This window comes from Hymenobacter aranciens, assembly GCF_030580865.1.
In the GTDB taxonomy this organism is placed as follows: domain Bacteria; phylum Bacteroidota; class Bacteroidia; order Cytophagales; family Hymenobacteraceae; genus Hymenobacter; species Hymenobacter aranciens.
In genome coordinates this window covers 322,554-346,232 of sequence record NZ_JAUQSY010000007.1, presented here as the reverse complement: position 1 = coordinate 346,232, position 23,679 = coordinate 322,554, and the positions used below count along the sequence as shown (strand labels likewise).

General features: G+C 65.3%; 20 protein-coding genes. 14 read left to right on the top strand and 6 right to left on the bottom strand.

The window, feature by feature from the left end; translation table 11 throughout:
• Positions 1-100: 100 nt before the first annotated feature.
• Entirely contained in the window at positions 101-1,111 is a 1,011-nt protein-coding gene (locus Q5H93_RS12790) for a phytanoyl-CoA dioxygenase family protein (protein ID WP_305006925.1), read from the top strand.
• A gap of 85 nt (positions 1,112-1,196) precedes the next feature.
• Here the strand turns inward: Q5H93_RS12790 and Q5H93_RS12785 are convergent, their stop codons facing one another.
• The 3 genes from Q5H93_RS12785 to Q5H93_RS12775 all read right to left on the bottom strand — a co-directional run bounded on the left by Q5H93_RS12785 (position 1,197) and on the right by Q5H93_RS12775 (position 4,377).
• Positions 1,197-2,333 carry a CBS domain-containing anti-phage protein gene (locus tag Q5H93_RS12785; RefSeq protein ID WP_305006924.1) on the bottom strand — a complete coding sequence of 379 codons (1,137 nt, stop codon included), beginning with the start codon at positions 2,331-2,333 and terminating at the stop codon, positions 1,197-1,199.
• A 30-nt stretch (positions 2,334-2,363) separates the two neighbouring features.
• Positions 2,364-3,296 carry a carboxypeptidase-like regulatory domain-containing protein gene (locus tag Q5H93_RS12780; RefSeq protein WP_305006923.1) on the bottom strand — a complete coding sequence of 311 codons (933 nt, stop codon included), beginning with the start codon at positions 3,294-3,296 and terminating at the stop codon, positions 2,364-2,366.
• Between the two features lie 556 nt (positions 3,297-3,852).
• Positions 3,853-4,377, bottom strand: coding sequence for an acyl-CoA thioesterase (locus Q5H93_RS12775; RefSeq protein WP_305006922.1), 525 nt, complete (start codon positions 4,375-4,377; stop codon positions 3,853-3,855).
• Between the two features lie 287 nt (positions 4,378-4,664).
• Here Q5H93_RS12775 and Q5H93_RS12770 point away from each other — a divergent pair, with 287 nt between their 5' ends.
• Together Q5H93_RS12770 and Q5H93_RS12765 are read left to right on the top strand one after the other, a co-directional pair.
• Complete coding sequence (locus Q5H93_RS12770; RefSeq protein ID WP_305006921.1) at positions 4,665-6,647, top strand: FAD-dependent oxidoreductase; 1,983 nt, start codon at positions 4,665-4,667, stop codon at positions 6,645-6,647.
• 133 nt (positions 6,648-6,780) lie between these two features.
• Positions 6,781-7,185, top strand: a complete 405-nt coding sequence (locus Q5H93_RS12765; protein WP_305006920.1) for a hypothetical protein — start codon at positions 6,781-6,783, stop codon at positions 7,183-7,185.
• Positions 7,186-7,198: 13 nt separating this feature from the next.
• Here Q5H93_RS12765 and Q5H93_RS12760 read toward each other — a convergent pair whose 3' ends face one another.
• Entirely contained in the window at positions 7,199-7,810 is a 612-nt protein-coding gene (locus Q5H93_RS12760) for a Uma2 family endonuclease (protein WP_305006919.1), read from the bottom strand.
• A 35-nt stretch (positions 7,811-7,845) separates the two neighbouring features.
• Complete coding sequence (locus tag Q5H93_RS12755; RefSeq protein ID WP_305006918.1) at positions 7,846-9,264, bottom strand: aldehyde dehydrogenase family protein; 1,419 nt, start codon at positions 9,262-9,264, stop codon at positions 7,846-7,848.
• Positions 9,265-9,629: 365 nt separating this feature from the next.
• Between Q5H93_RS12755 and Q5H93_RS12750 the strand changes: the two genes are divergently transcribed.
• Positions 9,630-10,880, top strand: coding sequence for a phosphatase PAP2 family protein (locus tag Q5H93_RS12750; protein WP_305006917.1), 1,251 nt, complete (start codon positions 9,630-9,632; stop codon positions 10,878-10,880).
• A gap of 291 nt (positions 10,881-11,171) precedes the next feature.
• Here the strand turns inward: Q5H93_RS12750 and Q5H93_RS12745 are convergent, their stop codons facing one another.
• On the bottom strand, positions 11,172-11,822 hold the full coding sequence (locus tag Q5H93_RS12745; protein ID WP_305006916.1) for a carbohydrate-binding protein: 651 nt from the start codon (positions 11,820-11,822) through the stop codon (positions 11,172-11,174).
• 264 nt (positions 11,823-12,086) lie between these two features.
• Between Q5H93_RS12745 and rluF the strand changes: the two genes are divergently transcribed.
• The 10 genes from rluF (at position 12,087) to Q5H93_RS12695 (ending at position 23,553) form a co-directional block, all read left to right on the top strand.
• On the top strand, positions 12,087-13,097 hold the full coding sequence (rluF, locus tag Q5H93_RS12740) for a 23S rRNA pseudouridine(2604) synthase RluF (protein ID WP_305006915.1): 1,011 nt from the start codon (positions 12,087-12,089) through the stop codon (positions 13,095-13,097).
• Positions 13,098-13,453: 356 nt separating this feature from the next.
• Positions 13,454-13,594, top strand: a complete 141-nt coding sequence (locus Q5H93_RS12735; RefSeq protein WP_305006914.1) for a hypothetical protein — start codon at positions 13,454-13,456, stop codon at positions 13,592-13,594.
• A 53-nt stretch (positions 13,595-13,647) separates the two neighbouring features.
• Positions 13,648-14,175 carry a hypothetical protein gene (locus Q5H93_RS12730; RefSeq protein WP_305006913.1) on the top strand — a complete coding sequence of 176 codons (528 nt, stop codon included), beginning with the start codon at positions 13,648-13,650 and terminating at the stop codon, positions 14,173-14,175.
• 53 nt (positions 14,176-14,228) lie between these two features.
• Positions 14,229-14,435: a hypothetical protein gene (locus Q5H93_RS12725; protein WP_305006912.1), complete on the top strand. Its 207-nt coding sequence runs from the start codon at positions 14,229-14,231 to the stop codon at positions 14,433-14,435.
• A gap of 112 nt (positions 14,436-14,547) precedes the next feature.
• Positions 14,548-16,308, top strand: a complete 1,761-nt coding sequence (locus Q5H93_RS12720; RefSeq protein WP_305006911.1) for a T9SS type A sorting domain-containing protein — start codon at positions 14,548-14,550, stop codon at positions 16,306-16,308.
• Positions 16,309-16,392: 84 nt separating this feature from the next.
• Complete coding sequence (locus Q5H93_RS12715) at positions 16,393-18,156, top strand: T9SS type A sorting domain-containing protein (RefSeq protein WP_305006910.1); 1,764 nt, start codon at positions 16,393-16,395, stop codon at positions 18,154-18,156.
• A gap of 132 nt (positions 18,157-18,288) precedes the next feature.
• Positions 18,289-20,046 (top strand): T9SS type A sorting domain-containing protein, encoded by a 1,758-nt coding sequence (locus Q5H93_RS12710; protein ID WP_305006909.1) that lies wholly within the window; start codon positions 18,289-18,291, stop codon positions 20,044-20,046.
• A 132-nt stretch (positions 20,047-20,178) separates the two neighbouring features.
• Positions 20,179-21,936 carry a T9SS type A sorting domain-containing protein gene (locus tag Q5H93_RS12705; RefSeq protein ID WP_305006908.1) on the top strand — a complete coding sequence of 586 codons (1,758 nt, stop codon included), beginning with the start codon at positions 20,179-20,181 and terminating at the stop codon, positions 21,934-21,936.
• Between the two features lie 30 nt (positions 21,937-21,966).
• The gene (gene rlmF / locus Q5H93_RS12700) at positions 21,967-22,941 is read left to right on the top strand and encodes a 23S rRNA (adenine(1618)-N(6))-methyltransferase RlmF (protein WP_305006907.1); all 975 of its coding nucleotides are present in this window, start codon (positions 21,967-21,969) and stop codon (positions 22,939-22,941) included.
• Complete coding sequence (locus tag Q5H93_RS12695; protein WP_305006906.1) at positions 22,942-23,553, top strand: pseudouridine synthase; 612 nt, start codon at positions 22,942-22,944, stop codon at positions 23,551-23,553.
• The last annotated feature ends 126 nt before the right edge of the window (positions 23,554-23,679 follow it).

The window sequence follows — 23,679 nt, the reverse complement described above, 5'->3', positions numbered from 1 at the left end:
CACCCAACACCCAACACCCAACACCCAACACCCAACACCCAACACCCAACACCCAACACCCAACACCCAACACCCAAATTCACCTTTCCACCTGCGACCCATGTCCCCCACAACCACCCAACTCAACCTCCCCTACCTCCACCACTACTGGCAGCAGGCCCTGGCCCGCCGCCAGGGCCAGTTCATCGAGCGCGACGCCGACAGCTGGCGCCTCGACAACCTCCTGCTCAACGGCCTCGGCTTGGCCCTCGAAGAAACCACCCAGTACCTCCTCCAGCACGCCCCCTCTTTCGAAGAGTTCGAAAACTGGATTCTCGCCCGCCACCACGGCCACCTCGCCCCCCTGCACCTCGAGCGCCTCCACTGCCTCTTCAGCGGCCAGCCCTACGGCCCCGCCCTGCAAGCCCAGCTCCGCGAAATCGAGGACAGCGAAGCCGTCCTCACCCCCGCCGACCTGCAGCACTGGCACGAGCACGGCTACGTCATCGTCCGCAACGCCGTATCCAAAGAGCAGGCCCAGGCCACCGAAGCCGCCGTGTGGCAGCACCTCGGCATGAGCCCCACCGACCCCGCCACCTGGTACCAGCAGCGCATCGGCAAGGGCATCATGATGGAATTCTACCACCACCCCACCCTGCTCGCCAACCGCCAGTCGCCCCGCATCCGCAAGGCCTTCGCCCAGCTCTGGCGCACCCCCGACCTCTGGCCCACCACCGACCGCACCAGCTTCAACCCGCCCGAAACCCCCGGCCGCCCCTTCCAGGGCCCCCACCTGCACTGGGACATGAGCCTGCTGCCGCCCTTCCGCTTCGGCACCCAGGGCCTGCTCTACCTCTGCGACACCCCCGCCCACCAGGGCGCCTTCTGCTGCGTGCCCGGCTTCCACCACCAGCTCCAGCCCTGGCTGGCCGCCCTCCCCCCCGGCACCGACCCGCGCAGCATCGACCTCCAGCCCCAGGCCCAGCCCATCGCCGCCCAGGCCGGCGACTTCGTCATCTGGCACCACTTCCTGCCCCACGGCAGCAGCCCCAACCACGGCACCTACCCCCGCATCGTCCAATACCTCAACTTCTACCCCGCCGAGTTCAAGGAAACCCAGGCTTGGCTGTAGAAATAGTAGCAACGAGAAGCGGGCCCGGCGAATGCCGGGGCCGCTTCTGTTATAGACTGATTACAGCAGACTATAAAGTCCATACTTAATTCGCTTGAAGAGAATGGATACGCTGTAAAAATTGCGCAAAATCGCGCAGAGCTTTTTGTTGCTTGCCTGCTAAAGGGTCTGGGTCGAAATGCATTACGTCATTTCGTATTTTTCTTATTTGTTCAAGCTTACTGATGAAGGTCTTTCGGTCTAACTTAAGCTCTAGCTTATTCCAATTATCTGGATTTTCCAGCAATTTGACGTACTCGCCAAAAGTCAAACTTGATACAGACAATACCGTCCTCTCTGTATCTGCAGGATTTTTAGCTGCTTCTAGTTCGCCAGAAGTGAATTTATTGTCGATAAACCTCCGTATCTGGTTTTCTATCTCTCCTAGCAGTAAAAAAGGCTCTGCTAGGTTTTGAAATTGATGATTCAAATCAGCGGCGGTAACCATACCTGTTATCCTTTTCTCGCCGTCGCGCACCAGTACATAGTCGTGCTGATTTACAATCGAGATTGCGGAGAATATAGAATCACTTTCCCTCATCTCCTGATGAGGCTCCATTAGGTCTTTGACAACTAGCCCTTCTTTACCAAGAGCAAGTCTCGTGGCAATAGAAAACCAACTTATCACTCCTTTTACTTCGCGTTCACTTGTCATCACAGGCAACTGTGAAAAATTGTTGCTCAACATAAGTGTAATAGCGCACTCAAGAGTATCATTGGGACTTACAGACACAGGGGGGATACCAGCAGCCTCCAGCTTGCTAATTCTGTAAGTTGGGTCGTTGTTAGCCAGTCCATCTGACACAATGTAATCAGGTGTAATGAATGCCGTAGCCTGAGCTGAATAGTTCCCAGAGCCTTCCCCGTTCTCGTTACCTGCATCACCGTCGCCATGCCCTGATTGACCTGAAGTATCATCTTCAATAGTGTCATTCGCTGAAGCAGAGCCCTCTTTTACGAAAGACACATTTGCATCGATGTAAACCGATTCGAAATCAGGAACTGTAACGAGTCCTACCTCACTCAATGCGCCTCGGATTAGACTCACCACATACCAGCCTCTTCTCTGGGCAAGCACCCATCCTAGCAATTCTCTAACTGAAACACTAGGCGTCTTACCCTCTGCTACGAGAAGGGCAATTTCTGACAACTTCTCGTCAACAATTACTTTCGGTTGCTCCATTTGACTTGTTTGTACTTGGTTGTTTTTTGATTAAATCCCCCCCCGCGCCATCACCCCATCCACCCTTCGCTTCACCCCCGCCTCCACCATCACCCGCTGCTGCTGCGCCACGTACCCCGCTCCCCCAAACGCCACCAGGTACTCCCCCGCCGCCAGCGCCAGCGCGTAGCGCCCGTCCGCATCGCTCACCGTCACGGCCGGCTCCTTCAGCCGCGGCACCTCCACCGTCACCCCCGCCGCCGGCGTCCCATCGGCCAGCGTCAGCGTCCCCCGGATGCCCGCCTGCGCCCCGCCCCCTACAATCTCCAGCAGGTGCTCCAGCTGAAACCGCCGCGCCACCTCCGGCTGCCGCAAAAAGATGCGCTGCGCATCCCGGTTCATCAGCCGGTACTCGTCCAGGCAGGCCAGCAGCGCCGTCTGCCGCTCCGTCGTCCCCGTTTCCGCCGTCTGCGTCTCCCGCGCCATCCGCGCCAGCAGCGTCTCCACGTCGGCCGCCTCCGCTACCACCCGCGCCGCAAAGTCATCCGGCATATCCCCCTTCGCCTGCAGCTCGTCGTCGTGCAGCTGCACAAACTGCTTGGCCGCATCCATCAGCTTCACCATCGCCCCCCAGTCGTAACCCGCCGCCGCATCGTAGCTCCGGTAGCCCGCCGCCACCCGCATCGGCTTATACGCCTCCCCCTTATACGCCGTCTCAATATACCCCTCCAACCACTGCCACACCTCCAGAAACTCCCGCGCCTGCTCCACCAGCTCCGTGCGCGTCAGCTCCGGGTTCGCCGTGCGCGCATCCAGGTCCGGCAGCTTCTGCGCATCGGCCAGCCGCTGCAGCGCCCCCGTCGCCACCCCCGGCGTGTAGCTCTTCTTATAGCTCGCAAATCGCGGCTGGTTGTCCAGGTAGTTCTGCCACCCCAGCGGCAGCAAACGGATAAGGTCGCTTTGCGACATCGGCAGCACTTTCATGGCAGGGGCAAATAAGGGTGAGTATGTTACCGTCTTTCCGGCCCCCAAATGTAAGCGCCCGCCCCATCCCTTGTATCCGCCGCCCCAGCCCCCAGGCCGCCATCTTCGAAAGATGCAAAATCCCGTTTTTGCCCATCCTGCTTTTCTACAATTCCGCCCTCTTTTTCAGTCCATTTAGCTCCCTTCCACCCATCCCGCCTCCCCTCACCGCCCCCTCCCCACTCCTCACGCATCGCAGCACCCTCCACCCCCCTTCCAGCTAGCTCCAAAGCCCTTTTTGCCCCCTCCCAATTCCTCCCGTCTGCCTCCCAACGCCCCCTCGCCGCCTCCCAATCCGCTTCGCCCCGCTCCTAATCGGCTTCGCCATTGTATTATTTCATTACAGGAAGCTCCTAATTGACCTCAAGACGCTACCCGAAACTTACAATTTCCTCCGCCACCTCCCCAACCCTTGTATTAAGAGGCAAATCATCCACTAACAGCCTAACCGGTGCCCCCTCTCCCGAAGGGGAGGGGGTCAGGGGGTGGGGTTGAACGCCAGCAGCCCCCCACCCCCTTAGTCCGCCTCCCCCGCCGCCCTCCGCGCCGCCTTCAGCTCCTTGCGCACCGCCTTCACCCGCTCATCAAAGCCATCCGGGTCGTAGTCCGCCGCCTCCACGTCCAGCTGGTCCAGCAAGTCCATCAGCTCATCCGAATGGTCCAGCCGCGTGCCCCCCGGCAGCCGCACAAACGCCATTTCCGACCACAGCAGCGCCAGCAGCCGCCGCCCATCGCCCGAGCGCATCTGCATTTCCAGCACCAGGTTCGAGTTGTCGAAATGAATCAATTGCGAGCGAATCAGCACCTCCACCCCCTGCCGCGCCGGCTTCAGGTAGCTCAGGTAGTGCTTCGTAATCACCCACGCCGCCTGCTGCTCCTGCGCCAGCGCCCCCATGTTCAGCTGGTAATGCTGGGCCACCTGGTCCTCCCGCGCATTCAGAAAATAATCCAGGTACCGCGCATTGTTCAAGTGCCCCAGCATGTCGCAATCCTGAAAATGAATCCGGTGCGAAGTCTCCGGCGTGCGAATCAAAGAAGCCATAGGGGTAATAAATGGGAGGATAGAAGACAAAAGAACGTCATCCCGAACAAAAAGAACGTCATCCTGAGCGCAGCGAAAGGACCTCGCCCGCTTCGTTGTGGTAGTAACCCTAATCGTTAAGTCGCAAGAAAGTTACCACCCCACCCGACGCGGACGAGGTCCTTTCGCTCCGCTCAGGATGACGTTCTACCTAACAAACACTCATCTAAATCCCCAAACTACTCGGCACGCCTACTACTTTCCCCAAAAAAGCCGTACATTTTCCCGGCTTTTCCCGCCCGCCCCGCATGTTCACCCTCACGCCCAGCCGCGCCGCCACCCTCCGCGCCCTCGCCGACACCTTCATCCCCCCCCAGCCCGACGGCACCCCGCCCGGCTCCCAGGGCGTCAACCTCGCCAAGCTCGAAATCGCCATCCACGCCCAGCCCCAGGCCGCCCAGGCCGAGTTCGCCCAGCTCCTCGACCTCCTCGAAAAGCCCGTCCTCGGCCTCACCTGGTTCGGCCCCCTGCGCCCCTTCACCAAGCTCGAGCCCGCCCAGCGCGAGCACCTCCTCCAAAGCTGGGCCAGCTCCCACCTGCCCCCCCTTCGCAAAGGCTTCCACGCCCTGCGCAAGCTCTGCACCTTCCTCTACTACGGCGGCAGCCAGCCCGAGCTCCCCGCCGCCTGGGGCGCCCTGCGCTACCCCGGCCCCGACGCCCCCCCCGTCGATTCCCCCCGCCCCCTCAAGCCCCTGCGCCCCACTCAGGACACGGTTATCGACTGCGAAATCCTCGTCATCGGCTCCGGCGCCGGCGGCGGCGTAGTAGCCGGCGAGCTCGCCCAGGCCGGCCACGATGTATTAGTCTTAGAAAAGGGCCCGTACTGCCACGGCTGCGACTTCACGCAAAGAGAAGCCGACATGCTCGGCAAACTCTACGACGCCGCCGGCACCCTCAGCACCCAGGACGGCGCCATTGGCCTGCTCGCCGGCTCCTGCCTCGGCGGCGGCACCACCGTCAACTGGGCCGGCGCCTTCCGCACCCCCGATTACATCCTCGAAGAATGGGCCCGCGAGCACCACGCCCCCTTCTTCCTGGAAAATGACTTCCAACAAAGCCTCGACGCCGTCGCCCACACCCTCAGCGTCAACACCGACTACCCCCGCCACAACGGCCAAAACCAGGCCCTGCTCGAAGGCTCCCATAAGCTCGGCCAACAAACCCGCCTCATCCCCCGCAACGAAAAAAACCTCGACCCTACTTCCGAGGCCCACTTCCGCGCCCTCGGCTACAGCACCCTCGGCGACGCCCACAACCTCAAGCAAGGCACCCTCAACACCTACCTCGCCACCGCCGCCGCCCACGGCGCCCGCCTCCTCCCCGACACCCGCGTCGAGCGCGTCACGGTCAGCAATGGCCGCGCCACCGGCGCCGAAGCCCTGCACACCACCGCCGACGGCCGCCCCCTGCGCATCACCGTGCGCGCCCGCTGCGTGGTAGTAGCCGGCGGCGCCATCCAGACGCCCGCTCTGCTCCTGCGCTCCGGCCTCACCCACCCGCACCTCGGCCGCCACCTGCACCTGCACCCCACCGTCGTCGTCGCCGCCAAGTACCCCCACGCCCTCAACTCCTGGCACGGCCCCAGCATGAGCGTCGTCAACGACACCTACAGCCGTCTGCACGGCACCAACTTCGGCGTCAAGCTCGAAACCCCGCCCACCCACCCCGGCCTCATGGCCATGGTGCTCCCCTGGCTCAGCGGCCAGCAGCACCAGTCCCTCATGCGCGACGCCGACCACCTCGGCTCCTTCATCGTCCTCACCCGCGACCGCGACGGCGGCCGCGTCCGCCTCGACAAGCACGGCGCCCCGCTCATCGACTACACCCTCTCCGACCACGACCGGGCCAACCTGCTCACCGGCGTGCGCGGCGCCGCCGAAATCCACGCCGCCGCCGGCGCCCACACCATCTACCTGCCCCACGGCACCCTCCCCACCCTGTATGTCCAGAACGGCCACATTACCAACCCCGCCGTGCTCGACCAGCTTCCCCACCTGCCCTGGAAGCCTAACCATTTCGGCCTCTACAGCGCCCACCAGATGAGCACCTGCCGCCTCGGCGGCGACGCCGCCACCCACCCCCTGCGCCCCGACGGCCGCACCGTCGAAGTGCAAGGTCTCTACGTGGCCGACGGTTCGGCCTTCCCCGCCTGCAGCGGCGTCAACCCCATGCTCACCATCATGGCCCTGGCCCACCACACCGCCCAGGGACTGAAGGAAGTTATGAGTTGAGAGTTTTGAATTATGAGTTGAAAACGGCAGGCATGTCTCCTGACTCATAACTCAAAACTCATAATTCATAACCCAACACTCCCCGCCGGGGAAGGGTTTTGCGTATGCGGGGGCAACCCGCCTACTGCTTGCTATGAAAACCCTGTATTTCGCTCTGGCCCTGGCCACCCTGCTGCTCACCGACTGCGCCCGCCGCGACCGCCCCGCCAAAACCCCGGTGGTCGAAACCGTGCGCACCGAAGACTCGCCCACGCCCCCCACCGCCGCCCGCGACCTCGCCGACGTGATGACCTCGACCCTGAGCCTGCGCCCCGACCAAACCCTGCAGGTGCGCCAGATTCTCAACCAGCTCACCGCCGACGCCAACGCCGCCCAGCAGAAGTACCCCGCCGGCTCGCCGCAGCTCAAAGCCGAGAAAAACCGCCTCGTCGCCGCTTCCGAAAACAGCCTGAAGCAAGTCCTGGGCCCGGTGAAATACAAGGAGTCGCTCGCCAAGCGCAAGCAGATGTACGCCGAGATGCAGCAGCGGGCCAAGTAGCCGGCACCGCGCCTCAGCGCGGCTCCTCGCCGGGCGGGGGCGTGAGCCGCAGCGGCGCAATGTTGGTGGCGGCGTAGAGGTCGGCCAAGGGCAGCTGTAGGTTGAGCTCCGCAATTTCCAGCACGTCGGTGGGCGAATCAAGCGAATGGTACACCCATTTATCGGGCTCCTCCCGGTGAAACCACTCAACCAGCCAGCGATTTTGGTGTATCAATACGTAATAGCGCAGGCTGGCTAGCTGGCGATAGTGCTTGAATTTATCGCTGCGGTCGTAGGCAGCCGTCGAGTCGGATAGCACTTCGACGATAAGCAGGGGCTTACGCACCAGCAGGTCGTCGCGCTCGTCATCGGGGTCGCAGCTCACCACCACGTCAGGGTACACGTAATGATGATTTTCCTTTATTACCACGCGCACATCGCCGATAAACACCCGACACTGTCGGCCCAGCAAAGCTGCATCCAAGCCATTCATCATGGCTTTTGATAACAGATTGTGGGCTTTGGTCGCCCCCGCCATCGCGAAGACCTCCCCGCCGAAGTACTCATGCCTCACCTCACCTTGTTCCTCCAAGGCAAAATATTCGGCGGGCGTATAGTAGTGCGGTTGTGGCTGCTGCTCTCCCATGATGCTGGTCTTTGCCCAAAGATACACGCCTTGCCCTACAGATACTTCAGCAGCCAGCCAATAAAGCGCTTGACCTGACTGGTATAGGGTGGGTACATGGTCTTTATGCCCGTCAGGCCGATGCGCTGGCGCAGCACGCCCTTCTCGTTGCTGAAGGCGAGGAAGCCCGCGTAGCCGTGCGCCTTGCCGAGGCCGCTGTTGCCGACGCCCCCGAAGGGCAAATCGGGGTGGGCCAGGTGGATGATGGTTTCGTTGACGGCCGCCCCGCCCGCCGGGATGCTGTCGAGCAGGTACCGGCGGTTGTCGCGGCTCTGGGTGAAGACGTACTGCGCCAGCGGGGGCAGCCCGGCATTCACGAAGGCCGCCGCCTCGGGCAGCGTGTCGAAGGGGCGCAGCGGCAAGAGCGGGCCGAAGATTTCCTCCTGCCACACCAGGGCCTCGGGGGGTACGTTGGTGAGCAGCGTGGGGGCCAGGTAGCGCTGGCGGGCATCGGTGGCGCCGCCGGTGGCGAAGGTGGCGCCCCGGTGGCGGGCATCGTCGAGCAGCGCCTGCAGGCGGCGGAAGTGGTGGTCGTTGACGATGCGGGCAAAGGACTCGGACTGCTCCACGCCCGCGCCCTCGGGGTTGTAGAAGCGCTGGATGGCGGCCTGCAGCTCGGTTACCAACTCGTCGGCCACAGCCTTTTGCACCAGCACGTAGTCGGGCGCCACGCAGGTCTGGCCGGCGTTGAGAAACTTGCCCCACACGATTTTCTCGGCGGCGTCGCGCAGGTCGGCGGTGGCGTCGACGATGGCCGGGCTCTTGCCCCCCAGCTCCAGCGTGACGCTGCTGAGGTGCTCCGCCGCGGCCCGCATGACCACTTTGCCGATAGCGGGCGCGCCCGTGAAGAAGATGTGGTTCCAGGGCAGGCGCAGGAGTTCGGTTGCCTCGTCCTTGCCGCCCTCAATGACCAGCACCTCATTGGGCGGAAACAGCTCGTCGGCCATTCTTTTCAACAAGGCTGAGGTGGCGGGCGTCTGCTCGGCCGGCTTGATGACCACGGCGTTGCCCGCCGCGATGGCCGACACCAGCGGGTCCACGGCGAGGTAGAACGGGTAGTTCCAGGGGGCGATGATGAGTACCACGCCCTTGGGCTCGACCTGCACCCAGCTGCGGGTACCCAGCAGGGCCAGCGGCGCGGCTACCCGCCGGGGCTTCATCCACTGGCCGAGTTGGGCCGAGGCGTGTTTGATTTCCGTTTGGGAGGCCCAGATTTCGGTCACGTCCGTCTCGGCGGGCGGCTTGCGAAAGTCGGCAAACAGCGCCTGCCGGATAGCCTCGCGGTTGCGCAGCAGCCAGTCGTGCAGGCGGCGCAGGCGCTGGCGGCGGGCGGCGGCGTCTTCCTGGCGCAGGGCGGGGGCGCGCTGGCGCAGGGCATCGAACTGGGGCTGGTAGGGGTTGGCGGGCGTGGACATGAGCGGGCGGAAAGGCGGGGAGCGACAAGGTACGGCGACGGGGGTAAAAGCATTTCCCCGCGCTGCGCGTCTGGCGTGGTAGTACGAATTCCCCGCAGGGGTTCGTACTACCATTTTGTCGTTGGCTCCGGTTAATAAGTAGCTTCCGATAAACCTACCGACAAAGTGGTAGTACGAACCCCTGCGGGGAATTCGTACTACCACCACCCGGCCTTCATCATTCCTACCAACAAGGGTAGATTATCTTTGTATGATGAAAGCCGGAGGACCTTTTACTTCCCGGCAACGTTGGGGCGCTGCCCGCCGCGGCCGAAAGCTTCCGTAAGCCCTGGCAGCCGTGCCTGTTAGATTTTAGTTACGTGTTCGTGTTTCATAAAGCTATTAATACCGGCCGCGCCTCGCGGCTTTTTTTCGCCCTCAGCGGCTTGCTGATTAGCACGGCCTCGGCCACGCCGCTGAGGGCCGGTTTGCAACTTAGCGGGGACTCCCTCGGGCACCAAACGGACACCCTGCAACTTTGCAAGGTACCCATCCGGTCCAGCGGCAGCCCCTTGCCGGCCGACAGCCTGGCCCCAATGGGCGCCGATAGCACCCTGCAAATCAGCGCTTCCACCACCCCGCCCGACACGGCCACCTGGTCAACCAGCAACCCGGCCCCCGCGAGCAAGGAACGCTGCCCGCGCACCAGCGACTACACCGTGGCGCCCGGCGTGACGTGGCACTACGAGCGGCCCAAACCCTTCCGCTGGCTGCTGCACATTCCGCGCGACATCGTGCAGTTTCCGGGCTACGCGTTCCAGCGGGATAAAATCATCCCCATCGTCAAAATCTTCGCCGGCTCGGCCCTGCTCTACGGGCTCGATGAGCCCATCCTCGCCATCTCGCAGGACATCGGGCGCGACATGGGCCTCGACGCCCGCAGCACCCAGAAGACGCTGGTGCGCATCCCCTTCAGCATCGGCTCGCTCAACCTGCCCTTCGAGTTCAACGCCCCCGACAACCTCAACAGCGCCTTCTACTTCATCGGCGACGGCTGGACGCACCTCACCATCGCCACGGGCTTTCTCGGCTACGGCCTCGTGGCCCGCGACAACCGGGCGGCCCAAACCGCCTCGCAGCTCGGCGAGGCCATCCTGAGCACGGGCGTGGTCATTCAGGCCCTCAAGCGCAGCACGGGGCGGCAGAGCCCCTTCGTGGCCACCAAGGAGCGCGGCGAGTGGCATTTGTTCCCGTCCATCAGCCGCTACCAGAGCCACGTGCCCAACTACGACGCCTACCCCAGCGGCCACGTAGCCACGGCCATGGCCACGCTCACCGTCATTGCCGACAACTACCCCGAGTACAAGTTTATCCGCCCCGTGGGCTACACCCTCATCGGCCTGCTGGGCTACTCGATGCTGAACAACGGCGTGCACTGGGCCTCCGACTACCCGCTGGGCATTGCCATCGGCTACGGCTTCGCCAAGATTGCCGTGAAGCACGGCCGCACCCGCGTGGAGTCGGGCAATGGGCTGGGCGCCGCGCCGCGCCAGCCCCGGCCGTGGTACAAGCAGGCCGAGTGGTCGCCGTACATGCTGGGGCCGTTTACGGGGGTGAGCGTGGGGTGGAAGTTGTGAGAGCTTCCCGGGCGGGCAACCTCACCCCCTGCCCCCCTCCCCTTTGGGAGAGGGGGCACCGGTCATGCCGCTTTAGAGAATCGTCAGGCTCCCCGGACGTTCAACCCCACCCCCTGACCCCCTCCCCTTCGGGAGAGGGGGCACCGGTCATGCTCCTTCCGGAATCGTTCGGCTCCCCCTCTCCCGAAGGGGAGGGGGCCGGGGGGTGGGGTGCCCGGAGCCGCACCGTAAGGCCCAAACGCACAAAAGCCCGCCCCCTTGCAGGGACGGGCTTTTTCAAGTGCCAGCGGCTTACTTAAACAGCGGCTTCTTCACCGTGCGGTTGCCGTCTTCGTCAATCTTGATTTTGGTGCCGTCGGCGCGTTTCACTTTCAGCGAGCCGTCGTCGTCGCGCTTCACCTTGGCCCCGTTGGCGAACTTGGTTTTCTTGTCGCCGTCTTCCTCACGCTCCATTTTGGTCACCGTCGAGCCGCCGCCCACGCGCTTCTCCAGGCTGGGGCGCGGGGCGCTGCCCACCACTACCACGGTGTAGGGCTGGCCGGCGTAGTAGTCGTTGAGGTGGCTGGTGTAGGTGTTGTACTGCTCGGCGGGCAGGGCGGCGGCCAGGTTGGCCGTGGCCTCGTCGTTGGCAGCCTTCAGGGCGGCGTAGCGGCCGGTGGTGTCGGTAGTATAGGTGTTGAGGCGGCGGCCGCGGGTGTAGTACACGGTTTTCACGCGCTCCACCACGGTCGGGTCGGTAATCTTGAGGTCCTGCGCCACGCGGTTGGCCATCATGTCGGCCTCGCTGCGGTAGGCCGTGGTGTCCACGGTGGTCGTGGTGGTTTCCGTCACGGTGGCCGTGGCGGGGTCGGTGGTCACGGTCGTGTCAACGGTTTTTTCCTGGGAACAGGCGGCGGTGGCCAGAGTGGCGGCGGCGGCCAGGGCAAGCAATTTGGTATTCATGGTAAGCGAATTGTAAAGGGGAAGCCCGGCCAGATGCTAGCCGGTGGGGCCTGATACGGCGGGCGTACGGATGGGGTTGTGGTGGGAAGGGCGGGGTGGTCCTACGAATTCCGCGCAGCGGTTCGTAGGACCACTTTGTCGATAGGATGACCGACCTTTGCGGTTCTTGCGGCGCTACCGACTAAGTGGTCCTACGAACCGCTGCGCGGAATTCGTAGGACCACGTCGTTCCTGTTGCCCTTCTCCCCCGCTTTCGCCTCTCCTATGCGTCTCAATAAGTTTATCAGCGAAAGCGGCCTGTGCTCGCGCCGCGAGGCCGACCGCTACATTGCCGAGGGCCAGGTGTTGCTCAACGGCAAGCCCGCCCGCATCGGCGACCAGGTGAGCCCGCGCGACCGCGTGACCGTGAACGGCCGCCGCCTGGAGCCCCTGGCCGCCGACGAGGCCGTGTACCTGGCCTTCAACAAGCCCGTGGGCATCACCAGCACCCCCGAGCCGGGCGTGCGCGGCAACATCGTGGACTACGTCAACCACAGCCAGCGCGTGTTCCCCATCGGGCGCTTGGACAAGGACTCGCAGGGTCTCATCTTTCTGACCAGCAACGGCGACATCGTCAATAAAATCCTGCGCGCCGGCAACCAGCACGAAAAGGAGTACCTCGTCACGGTCAGCCACCAGCTCACGCCGGCCGTCATTGCCGGGCTGGCGGGCGGCGTGCCCATGCTGGGCACCGTCACCAAGCCCTGCCGGGTCGAGCAGGAAAGCCCGTTCATCTTCCGCATCACCCTGGTGCAGGGCCTCAACCGCCAGATACGGCGCATGTGCGAATACTTTGGCTACGACGTGGTGAAGCTCGAACGCACCCGCATTATGAACGTGCGCCTGAAGGGCCTGCCCGTGGGCGACTGGCGCGAGCTGACCTCCGACGAGCTGGCCGGCATCATGGCCCTCATCAGCACCAGCAGCGGCACCGAGGAGGCCAGCGGCGGCCGGGCCAAAGGCCACCGCCCCTCCACCCCCGCCCCCCGCAAGGGCGCCCGCCCCTCGCCCCAAAGCCCTTCGGGCACCGGCTGGTGGGGCCCCCGCCCCGATAAGCCCAAGCCCGGCGAGCGCCCCGCCCGCCCCGGCTCTACGCGCAAGCCCACGGGCGGCAGCGCCGGCGGTTCCGGACCCAGCCACAAGCCCACGGGCGGCAGCGCCGGTGGCCCGGGCCGCCGCCCCGCCGGCCCCGGCGCGGGCAAAGGCCGCCCCGCCGGCCCCAAGCCGCGCCGGTAGGCGGGCGGTGGGCGCACCCCACTAGCTAGCAGCCCTCCCGCCTACCGAAGAACCCCAACCGGGTTCCGGAGCCTAGCCCCGTTGGGGTTCAACCTAATCAGGGAGGAAAGGCGGGGGATTTACGCACGATTGCGGCCTGGGACTATGGTGTAAAATTTTGGCATTTCACACCTGAATCACACCTGAAAACCGCGTTTTTGCGGCAAAAAACGCGGTTTGCACTTTTCGCTTTAAAAAATTCCTTTCGGAAGTTTGCATAGCGGCGAGGCGTTTATGCATTTAGGGACGTCCAGCTGATGGCAAGTATTTTCCCGCGGCTAAGGTTGCCCTTTTATCTCACCTTTTCTGCTTGTTTCATGGATTCCTTTGAAAAAATCTTCGGCTCGACCTTCACCGACGCCAACCGCACGCTCGCCAATACCTTTGGCGGCTTTCTCGACCACGTGGTGCGCTTCGAGGCCAACCTGCCGGCCATTGGCAAGTATGCCCCCAGCTAGCCGAAGCCCTGGTTGACACCAAAACCCTCGCCAACACGGCCCGCGAGCTGCTCATGCCGTCCGGCCGCAGCCTGAGCACCCAAAAAGAAGCCACCCAGCAAACCGAGGCCGCCGTGCAGCTGGCCTTCGAGCGCACTAGGCACGCCGAGGCGGCCCTCAACAGCGACCTGTTTATCGAGGACGAAACCGAGCGCAAGCGGCTTTGCAAGCTGTTGTTTCCCCAAGGGCGGCGTGCAGTTTTATACCACGGCCAAGCTGAGCACCGAGCTGGGGGGGTATTCCTGGCCATCACCGAGGCTGAAGCCGACGCCCTGGGCCCCAAGGTCGTGCTGCTGGTGCAGCGTGACCTTGGCCCTTTCCGCGAGATACGCGAGCAGCAGCTGGCCGCGCTCAGCAAGACCATCGATGCCCAGGGCGACGTGCGCAAGCTGGTGGAGGCCCTCAACGAGCAGTGCGACTTCAACAAGAACCTGCTCAGTGCCCACTTCCGCCTCAAGCTGCCCCGGGTGGCCTTGTTCTGGAAAGCCAGCTTCTACGCCCGCAGCACCCCGCGCGCCGCCCCGGCCAGCTGCTCAACCTAGCCATTCAGGCGCACCAGCACCGCCAGCTCTACGACCTGGCGGACTATGCTACGATGAGCACCCTCACGCTCAGGCTGCGCAACGGGGGGCCGCTGTATCTGTACCGGGCCGACAAAGCCACCGCCGCCCTGCCGGCCGTTGCGCTCACCGAGCCCACGCCCTTCGTGGTGCCGCTGGCCAACGTTCCCGGCACGGGCACCCACCTGCTGGCCTACAACGACACGGGAAGGGTGGCGCACCTGGATGGGCAATTGAGCTAGCAGCCTGGGCCGAAAGCCTGAAATCCCCGGCCCGCACGGCCGGGGATTTTTTTTTATACTCTTTCTATCGGACATTCACCGGCGCGTACACTCTTTTAGCGGCTTATTCATCATGTCTACGTTCCAATTACGGCGCTTTCGATGGGCAGTGGCGCTGCTGCTGTGGCACCTGGGAGCCAGCCTGGGCACCCTGGCCCAACCGCCCGGCTTGCAGCCAGTATTGCTCAATCCGTTCGTGCCTTTCACGAGCTGCCGTTTGCGGGTGGTGGTGCCGGCCGGCGGGGGCGACTTTTACATAGCCGGCGAGTTTCGCAATTCCCTCACCTTGGGCACCACGCCCTTGCACTCGCTGGGCGAGGCCGATATGTTTGTGGCAAAATACAGTGCCCAAACGGGCACATTTGCCTGGGTTGAACAATTTGGCGGGCGGGCCGAGGAGATAGTAACCGGCCTGGTGAGCCGCAACAACAACTTGTTTGTGACGGGTTACTTTGTCAGCGACACCCTGCGGCTGGGCAGCCAACTGCTGCTCAACCCGCCCTATAACATGTATACTACCACCGATGGGTTTGTGTTGAAGCTCAGCGACACGGGCAGCCGCGGGCAGGTGGTGTGGGCCCAGCAGATTGGCGGCCCCAACGACGACCGGGTCGATGCCGTGGCGGTGGCCGGCAACCGCGTGTACGTGGGCGGCTGCTTCACTAGTGCCAGTCTCGGCGCGGGCTCGCTACGTTTGGCTAACTCGGTGCAGTTGCCATTTTTCAGTGCCACAGCCGACGGCTTTGTAGCCGCCCTCGCCGATGCTGGCCCCACGGTGCAGCCCGCCTGGCTGCATGCCGTGACGGGGAACGGCACCGAGCAGGTGAGCTCCCTGGCCGTGAGCAATGCCGGGCTGTACGTGGGGGGCAACCGCGACAACATGAGCAACGGTAACTCGCAGTTTGTGAACCTGCCCTTGGCGCCCAGCAACTGGTACAACGGCTTTGTGGGAAAACTGACCGACAATGGCAGCACAGCTACCGGGGTGTGGGTGGAGCAGCTGCACGACGGCGGGCCTGCGTATCGCACCAAGGTAGCCGCCCATCAATCGACGGTATACGTGGCGGGCGGGTTCGAAGAGAACTTGGTAATTGGCTCTGATATCCTCGCTACGGCGGGTGACCACGATGTGTATGTGGGCCGTCTCGACGATGCCGGCCCAACGGCCACCTGGGCTTGGGGGCGGCAGCTCGGAGGTGACTATTACGATGTCAACCATGCGCTGACCTGCGATAATCAGGGCGTGTATTGTGCCGGCGAGTTTTATGGGGTTTTGCTGCACGCCGGCACCACCGTCCTCTATAATGTCCGTAGCCCCAATGGCTACCCATCGGGCACCGATGCTTACGTAAGTCAGCTAAGTGCTACCGGCGACTTTCTGACTACCCACCACATCACGGGCGAAGGCAACGCCACGCCCGTAGCCACAGCCGTCGCCGACGGCCAGCTGTACGTGGCGGGCACGTTCAGCCGCGAGGTTCGGTTTGGGACGCAGTCGTTTGTGGCAGCGCAGGAAAACAACATTGGCTTTGTGGCTACGGTGCCGCTGCTGCCGCTGGCCACTCGGGCGGCGACTAGTCGGCCGGGGCTGGCGCTGTTTCCCAACCCGGCCACCGGGCACACCACGCTTCACCTGCCCGCCAACCCCACAGCCACACCGTTCGCCATCACCTTTACGGATGCGCTGGGCCGCGTGGTGCAGCGCCGCGAAGTGACAGTGGCCGGAGCTGGGCAGTCCATCGTACTGGATTTGGCTGCCCTGGTGCCGGGCGTGTATGCCGTGCGCGTGCAGCAGGGCGCCGCCCAGGCGGTGCAGCGGCTGGTGGTGGAGTAAGACGAATAAGCGCTTGGAGCGGTTAGCGCGTTGGGCAGTATCTTCGGGGCTACCCATTGCTACCGATGGGCCTTACGCTCCCCGATGATGACTTTCTACCGTTGCTTTTTGCGCCTGGCCGGCCTGGTGGGCCTGGTTGTTTTGTTGGTATTGCCGGCCCTGCCCGGCCGGGCGCAGCTGGCCACCTGGCAGCCCAGCGTGCTGATTGAGTCGGTGGGCAATGGCAATTCGCACATCACGGCCGTGGCCCCGGCGCCCAATGGCGACCTCTACGTGGCCGGCAACGTCAGTGGCAGTGCGCGCCTGGGCAACCGCAACTACAGCTCCACGGGCGGGTCCGATGGCTTTGTGGCCCGCTATCAGCCCGGCACCAATACGGTGGTCTGGCTGCTGCCCCTCACCGGCACCACCGATGAGCAAGTGGCGCAGCTGGTGGTGAGCGGGTCGTCCTTGTACCTTACCGGACAGTTCTCCAGCAGCAGCCTGACGGTGGGCAGCCGCACGCTCGCCAACACCTACGTCCCCGGCAGCTCTACCTTCGACGGCTTCGCGCTCAAGCTCACCGACGAGGGCCTGCAGGCGCGCACCGAGTGGCTCTACCAATTGGGCGGGCCCGAAAACGAGTCTGTTTCGGCCCTGGCCGTGGCGGGCATTACGGTGTACCTGGGCGGCCACTTCAGCAGCCCCGCCCTCAATCTGGGCGCGGCGGCCGTGCTCTCCAATCCCACTTCGCTCAGCACCAACCCCACCACCAACGGCTTTGTGCTGGCCCTGGAGGATGCCGGCACTGCGGCCACCCTGCGCTGGGCGCTGCCGGTGGGGGGCGACGGCCTGGAGGACGTGAAAGTCCTGGCCGTGAGCGGCCCGACGGTGTACGTGGGCGGCGAGTACTCGCCGCTGGGCAACTCGGTGGCGACCTTCGGGACCCTGCCCCTGCCCGTCAGCGGCAGCCTGCATGGCTACGTGGGCAAGATAACCGACGGCGGCACCCAGGGTGTGGCGCAGTGGGTGGAGCCCCTGAGCAACGGCCAGTTCACCAACCTGTATGCGCTGGCCGCCAGCGGCTCGACGGTGTACGTGGGCGGCACCTACTATGGCACAGCCTTCGCGCTGGGCCCCGATGTATTGCCCTACCTAAGCCGCTCCGAAATCTACGTGGCCCAGCTGAACGACGCCGGGGCGCAGCCGTACTGGGCCTGGGCGCGGGCAGCGGCCGGCGCCGGCTACGACCACGTGTACGCCCTGGCCGCCGATGCCCAGGGGGTGTACCTGGCCGGGCAGTTCAACAGCCCGACGCTCGCGTTTGGCCCTGTCACGCTCAGCAACTCGTCCACCGTCCCCGGCAGCACCGATGACCTGTTTATCAGCTACCTCTCGGCGGGCGGCACCTTCGGGGCCACGCAGCAGGTAGGCGGCCCCGGCAATGCCGCCCTCGGGGCGCTCACGCTGGCCAACGGCTTGCTGCACGTGGGCGGCAGCTTCAATGAGGTGGCTACCTTCGGTACGCAGTCGTACACGGCCCCCAACGGCGGCTACACCAGCTTCGCGGGCACGGTGGCGGCCCGGGTGCTGGGCACGGCTTCGGCCACGGCCCTGCCGGGCCTCACGCTGGCGCCCAACCCCGCCCACGGCCGCGCCGCACTGCACCTGCCCGCCGGCACCGGGGCTACGCCTTTTATTATCAGCATCTTGGATGGACTGGGCCGTGTGATGCAGCGCCGCGAGGTGGCTGCCACGGCGAGCGGGCAAACGACCCCGCTGGAGCTGGCCGGGCTGGCCCCAGGCGTGTACGCCGTGCGGGTGCAGCAGGGCCCGGCCCAGGCCGTGCAGCGGCTGGTGGTGGAGTAAAATAGGGAGTTGCCATACTACCAGCCGGGGAGGCTGCGTTACCAGCGCCGAACCCCGGCCCGCGGCGTGGGGCGGCGGTGGTCCGGCCGGACTGTCTGCCTTGCCGCGCGGGCCACTTTCCCTCCTTTCTCTATGACGACATTTCCTATGTTCTCCGGCCGCTGCCGGTGGGGGCTGCTGCTGCTGGCCGTATTGCTTTGCTCGCTTGCGCAGGCCCAAACGCCCACCTGGCAGGCGGCGGCCCTGGTGCAGAGCAGCATGCCGAGCAATGCCAACGTCAGTGCCACGGCTGCCTCCGCCACCGGCGACTTCTACGTGACCGGCACCTTTGAGGGCCAGCTGCGCCTAGGCGGCCGCACCTTTACCAGCCGGGGCGGCCACGACATTTACCTGGCCAAGTGGAACCCCATCACCAACCAGGCCGCCTGGGTGCAGCACTTCGAGGGGGATGATTATGACCGGGTGACCGGCCTGGCGTGGAGCAACAATGCGCTTTACCTGACGGGCTACTTTAACAGCTCCCGCTTGGCGCTGGGCAGCCAGACACTCCTCAACTCCAGTCCGGCCAATCAGCTGTTTACCGATGGGTTTGTGCTGAAGCTACAGGACAATGGCAGCAGCAGCGGCGTGGTATGGACCCAGCAGCTGCGCGGGGCTGGCTACGACTATGTGAGTGCGCTGGCGGTGGCCGGCACATCGGTGTTCATTGGCGGCAGCTTCAGCAGCGACACCTGCCGGCTGGCTACCCAGGAGCTGCGCAACACGAGTAATACCACCACAACGCCCTTGGCCAACGACGGCTTCGTGGCGCGGCTGGTCGATGGCGGCAACACCGCCTCGGTAGCCTGGGTGCAGCAGATTACGGGGCCCGAAGACGAGCAGGTTTCCTCGCTGGCCCTGAGCGGGCTCAATGTGTACGTGGGCGGCACGCAAGCGCAGTTTGCCCCTGGGCCGGCCCAGTTTGGCACGCTGGCTTTGCCGCGCCCCATGGGGCCCGCAGGGTTCGTAGCCAAGATTATGCACATTGGCACCCAGGCCGCCTGGGTCTGGGTGCAGCAGATAGATGGCAACAGCGGGGACTACGTCCATAGTATTGCTGCCAGCGGCTCGGCGGTGTACGTATGCGGCTCCTTTGGCAGCCAGCCGCTGACCCTGGGCAGCATTGCCCTGCAAACGCAAGGCCACCACGATGCCTACCTCGCCCGCCTCGACGATGCCGGCACTACCGCCAGTTGGGCCTGGGCGCGGCAGATGAGCGGTACCGGCGAAGAGCGCGCGGCAAAAGTGCTGGTTGATGGCCCGAGCGTGTACCTGGCCGGGAGCTTTGAGAGCCCGGCGGTTACGTTTGGCCCTACCACGCTCACCAATACCGCGTCCCAGTCCTTATACGCCGCCGATGCCTTTGTTAGCTGCCTGACACCGGCCGGGGTGTTTCGCTGGACACAGCAGGTGAGCGGCGGGAGCTTCTGCTACGCGCATACGCTCACGGCTATTGGCCCGGCTTTGTATGTTGGAGGAGTGGTGTACAACGACACCACGGCCTTCGGGACCATCAGTCTAGCCAGTCCTTTCGGCTTCGCGGGGTTCGTGGGAGTGCTCTCGACGACGACACTAGCGGCGCTCACCCCCCTGCCGCTGGCTGGCCTGGCGCTCTTCCCCAACCCCGCCCACGGCCGCGCCGCGCTGCATCTGCCCGCCGGCACCGGGGCCGCGCCGTTTAGCATCAGCATCCTGGATGGGCTGGGCCGCGTGGTGCTACGCCGCGAGGTGGCTGCCACGGCGAGCGGGCAAACGACCCCGCTGGAACTGGCCGGGCTGGCGCCGGGCGTGTATGCCGTGCGGGTGCAGCAGGGCCCGGCCCAGGCCGTGCAGCAGCTGGTGGTGGAGTAGCCGGGGCGGGCGCCGGGCCGCTGCCGGCGGCCGCCAGGCAACCGTTTGGCATTTTTGAGCGACATAGGAATGATGCTGTCCCGGCGGGCCCTGTGGCGCCCGGGTGAGCGGGCTTTTTTCGCTGTTTGGCCTATGACTCCGGTGTACTCTTTTTTCTGGCGGCGCGTCCTGGGCGCCTTGTTATTAAGCGGCTTGCTGGGCCTCGTGGCCCATGCCCAGCCCGCCGCCCTGCAACCGGTGCTGCTGGCCCGCGCTGCCGGCACCGGCAGCGCCGACATCGCGGCCCTGGCCGCTACCAGCGGCGGCGACTACTACGTGGCCGGCAACTTCACCGGCAGCATCACGGTGGGCACCGTACCCCTCAGCAGCACGGGCGGCACCGATGCCTTCGTGGCCCGGTGCCAGGCCGGCACGGGCGCCGTGCAGTGGGTGCTGCCCCTCACAGGCCCGGTCGAGGAGCAGATTACCTGCCTGAGCTGGCACAACAACGCTCTCTACGTCGGGGGCCGCTTCCGCAGCGCCCGCCTGACGCTCGACGGCCAGACCATCGCCAATGCCGACCCGGCCAACATCGGCTCCCGCGATGGCTTCGTAGCTAAGATTACTGACCAGGGCACCCGGGGCCGCGTGGTGTGGGCCTACGACCTGGGCGGCGCTACCGAAGACTACGTGACGGCCTTGGCCGGCAACGGCGACCGCGTGTACGTGGGCGGCACCTTCGATAGTCCCTCCATCAGCCTGGCCGGCACGCCCCTGGACAACAGCCAGCCCCGCCCCGCCACCCTGGCCACCACCGATGGCTTCGTGGCGGCGCTGCTCGACCTGGGCGCCACGGCCGCAGTGAGTTGGGTGCTACCCGCGGCGGGCGTGGGGCGCGAGGAGGTAACGGCCCTGGCCGTGAGCGGCCCGACGGTATACGTGGGGGGCACGCACACCAGCGTGGGCGGCTCGCTCTCGCAGCTCGGGTCTATCAGTCTGGCGCCGGCCGGGCGCCCGGCGGCCTTCGTGGGGCGCGTGCAGGACGGCCTGCAGACAGCCAACCCGGTGTGGGTGGAGGAATTGCGCGGCAGCGGCCCCGTTTTCCTGAGCGCGCTGGCCCTGCTGCCCGGCAGCGTGTACGTGAGCGGCACCTTCGAGGGCGTGACCGACACGCTGCCCATCGGCCCCGACATCCTGACCAACGCCGGCAACACCGACGGCTACCTCGCCCGCCTCGACGACGCGGGGGCTACCGCCAGCTGGGCCTGGGGCCGCCACGCCAGCGGCTGGGGCTACGAGGGCCTGCAGGCCCTGGCCACCGACGGCAAGAGCATCTACGCTGCCGGGCGCTTCAACAGCCCCACGCTCACGCTGGGCAGCACCGTGCTGCCCAACCCGCTGCCCGCCCCCGGCGTGGGGCTCGATGCCTTTGTTACCCGTCTGACCACCAGCGGCACCTTTGTCGAAACGCAGGCCATTGCCGGCGACGGCAATGCCCTGGCGCACGCGGTGCTGGCCATCGGCAGCCAGCTGTACCTGGGGGGCAGCTTCGGCGGTAACGCCACCTTTGGCAGCCAGCTGCTCACCTCCGCCAGCAACGCGGGCTACGTGGCCAGCGTGGCCTTTCGGCCGCTGGGCGGGCGGGCCGGCGCAGCCCTGCCGGGCCTGGCGCTGGCGCCCAACCCGGCATCCGGCCGCGCCGAATTGCGCTTGCCGGCGGGCAGCGGGGCCGCGCCATTCAGCATTAGCATGCTGGATGCGCTGGGGCGCGTGGTGCGGCGCCGGGAGGTGGCCGCCACGGCGGGTGGGCAGACTATCATGCTGGAGTTGGCCGGGCTGGCGCCGGGCGTGTACGCCGTTCGGGTGCAGCAGGGCGCGGCCCAGGCGGTGCAGAAGCTGGTGGTGGAGTAAAGTCCCCGCCCGCTGGCCGACCTTTGCGGCATGAAGTCTCCGAAACCCACGCCCGCCGCCGCGCCCAAAGCCAGCCTGCACCCCCGCAACCGCCACCAGGGCAGCTATGATGTGGCGGCGCTGGCGCAGGCCCACCCGGCGCTGGCCGCCTTCGTGTTTCGGAACCAGTACGGCACCGATACCGTCGACTTTGCCAACCCCGCGGCCGTGAAGGCCCTCAACCAGGCCCTCCTGAAGCACTCCTACGGCGTGGACACCTGGGACGTGCCCGCCGGCTACCTCGTGCCGCCCATCCCCGGCCGGGCCGACTACATTCACTACCTCGCCGACCTGCTGGCCACCGACAACCAGGGCGTGGTGCCCACCGGCCCGGGCCTCACCGGGCTCGACATCGGCGTGGGGGCCAACTGCATCTACCCCATCCTCGGCCACCAGGAGTACGGCTGGAGCTTCGTGGGCACCGACACCGATGCCCGCGCCGTGCAGGTGGCCCGCCAGCTCATCGAGGCCAATACCACGCTGCGCAACCACGTGGCCCTGCGCCTGCAAAGCGAGCCCGAGCAGATGCTGGAGGGCGTTTTGAAGCCGGGCGAGCTGTTTGACTTTGTCATGTGCAATCCCCCGTTTCACACCTCCGCTGCCGAGGCCGCCGGCCAGAACCAGCGCAAGCGCCACGGCCTGGGGCGCAACGACAAGAGTAAGCCCGCCCTCAATTTCGGCGGCCAGCCCGGCGAGCTGTGGTACCCCGGCGGCGAGGAACGCTTCGTGCGCCAGCTGGTAAAGGAAAGCGCGGCCCGCGCTACGACCACGCTCTGGTTCACCTCGCTCATCTCGAAGCAAAGCACCGTGCCGGGCATTCTCAAGGAGCTGAGCTGGGGTCCGGCCACTGAGGTGCGCACCATTGAAATGGCCCAGGGCCAGAAGGTAAGCCGCTTCGTGGCCTGGACCTTTCTTCCCGCCGAGGAGCGCGCCGCCTGGGCGGCCAAGCGCTGGCACAAGGCGTAGATGGCAGCCGAACCGCTCGCCGACACCGTGCCCCACCGGCACTTCATCCTGCACAAGCCCTGGGGCTACCTCAGCCAGTTTCGCAGCGAAGACGCTCGGGAGCAGCGCAAGAAGCGCTTCCTGGGCGAGCTGCACGATTTCCCGCCCGGCACCATGGCTATCGGCCGGCTGGATGAAGATAGCGAAGGCCTGCTGCTGCTCACCACCGACGGCAAGCTGAGCGAGCACATCCGCAGCCGCCACATCGAGAAGGAATACTACGTGCAGGTAGATGGCCTGATAACCACCGCGGCCGTGGAGCTACTGCAGCGCGGCGTCGACATCAGCCTGCAGGGCACGCCCTACCACACGACAAGTTGCAAGGCCCATCTTTTGGACCAAACCCCCACCTTGCCGCCGCGCGGCCGCCACATCCGGTCCGATAGGCACGGCCCGACGAGCTGGGTATCGATAACCCTGACCGAGGGCAAGTTCCGGCAAGTGCGCAAGATGACGGCGGCGGTCGGATTCCCCACCCTGCGGCTGGTCAGGGTGCGCATCGGGAGCGTGGAGCTGGGGTTGCTGGCGAGCGGGGCGGCCCGGGAGCTGCCGGAGTTGCCCTTGCAAGTGTGAGGGAGAGGGAGAGGGAAGGTGGCGCACTTCCGCGCACCCCACCCCCCGGCCCCCTCCCCTTCGGGAGAGGGGGAGCCTGCCGATTTTCTAAAGGGCAGGACCGGTGCCCCCTCTCCCGAAGGGGAG

Coding starts and splice junctions, on each gene's coding strand:
- Q5H93_RS12790 (WP_305006925.1), top strand. CDS start 101: ATGTCCCCCACAACCACCCAACTCAACCTCCCCTACCTCCACCACTAC.
- Q5H93_RS12785 (WP_305006924.1), bottom strand. CDS start 2,333: ATGGAGCAACCGAAAGTAATTGTTGACGAGAAGTTGTCAGAAATTGCC.
- Q5H93_RS12780 (WP_305006923.1), bottom strand. CDS start 3,296: ATGAAAGTGCTGCCGATGTCGCAAAGCGACCTTATCCGTTTGCTGCCG.
- Q5H93_RS12775 (WP_305006922.1), bottom strand. CDS start 4,377: ATGGCTTCTTTGATTCGCACGCCGGAGACTTCGCACCGGATTCATTTT.
- Q5H93_RS12770 (WP_305006921.1), top strand. CDS start 4,665: ATGTTCACCCTCACGCCCAGCCGCGCCGCCACCCTCCGCGCCCTCGCC.
- Q5H93_RS12765 (WP_305006920.1), top strand. CDS start 6,781: ATGAAAACCCTGTATTTCGCTCTGGCCCTGGCCACCCTGCTGCTCACC.
- Q5H93_RS12760 (WP_305006919.1), bottom strand. CDS start 7,810: ATGGGAGAGCAGCAGCCACAACCGCACTACTATACGCCCGCCGAATAT.
- Q5H93_RS12755 (WP_305006918.1), bottom strand. CDS start 9,264: ATGTCCACGCCCGCCAACCCCTACCAGCCCCAGTTCGATGCCCTGCGC.
- Q5H93_RS12745 (WP_305006916.1), bottom strand. CDS start 11,822: ATGAATACCAAATTGCTTGCCCTGGCCGCCGCCGCCACTCTGGCCACC.
- rluF (WP_305006915.1), top strand. CDS start 12,087: ATGCGTCTCAATAAGTTTATCAGCGAAAGCGGCCTGTGCTCGCGCCGC.
- Q5H93_RS12735 (WP_305006914.1), top strand. CDS start 13,454: ATGGATTCCTTTGAAAAAATCTTCGGCTCGACCTTCACCGACGCCAAC.
- Q5H93_RS12730 (WP_305006913.1), top strand. CDS start 13,648: ATGCCGTCCGGCCGCAGCCTGAGCACCCAAAAAGAAGCCACCCAGCAA.
- Q5H93_RS12725 (WP_305006912.1), top strand. CDS start 14,229: ATGAGCACCCTCACGCTCAGGCTGCGCAACGGGGGGCCGCTGTATCTG.
- Q5H93_RS12720 (WP_305006911.1), top strand. CDS start 14,548: ATGTCTACGTTCCAATTACGGCGCTTTCGATGGGCAGTGGCGCTGCTG.
- Q5H93_RS12715 (WP_305006910.1), top strand. CDS start 16,393: ATGATGACTTTCTACCGTTGCTTTTTGCGCCTGGCCGGCCTGGTGGGC.
- Q5H93_RS12710 (WP_305006909.1), top strand. CDS start 18,289: ATGACGACATTTCCTATGTTCTCCGGCCGCTGCCGGTGGGGGCTGCTG.
- Q5H93_RS12705 (WP_305006908.1), top strand. CDS start 20,179: ATGACTCCGGTGTACTCTTTTTTCTGGCGGCGCGTCCTGGGCGCCTTG.
- rlmF (WP_305006907.1), top strand. CDS start 21,967: ATGAAGTCTCCGAAACCCACGCCCGCCGCCGCGCCCAAAGCCAGCCTG.
- Q5H93_RS12695 (WP_305006906.1), top strand. CDS start 22,942: ATGGCAGCCGAACCGCTCGCCGACACCGTGCCCCACCGGCACTTCATC.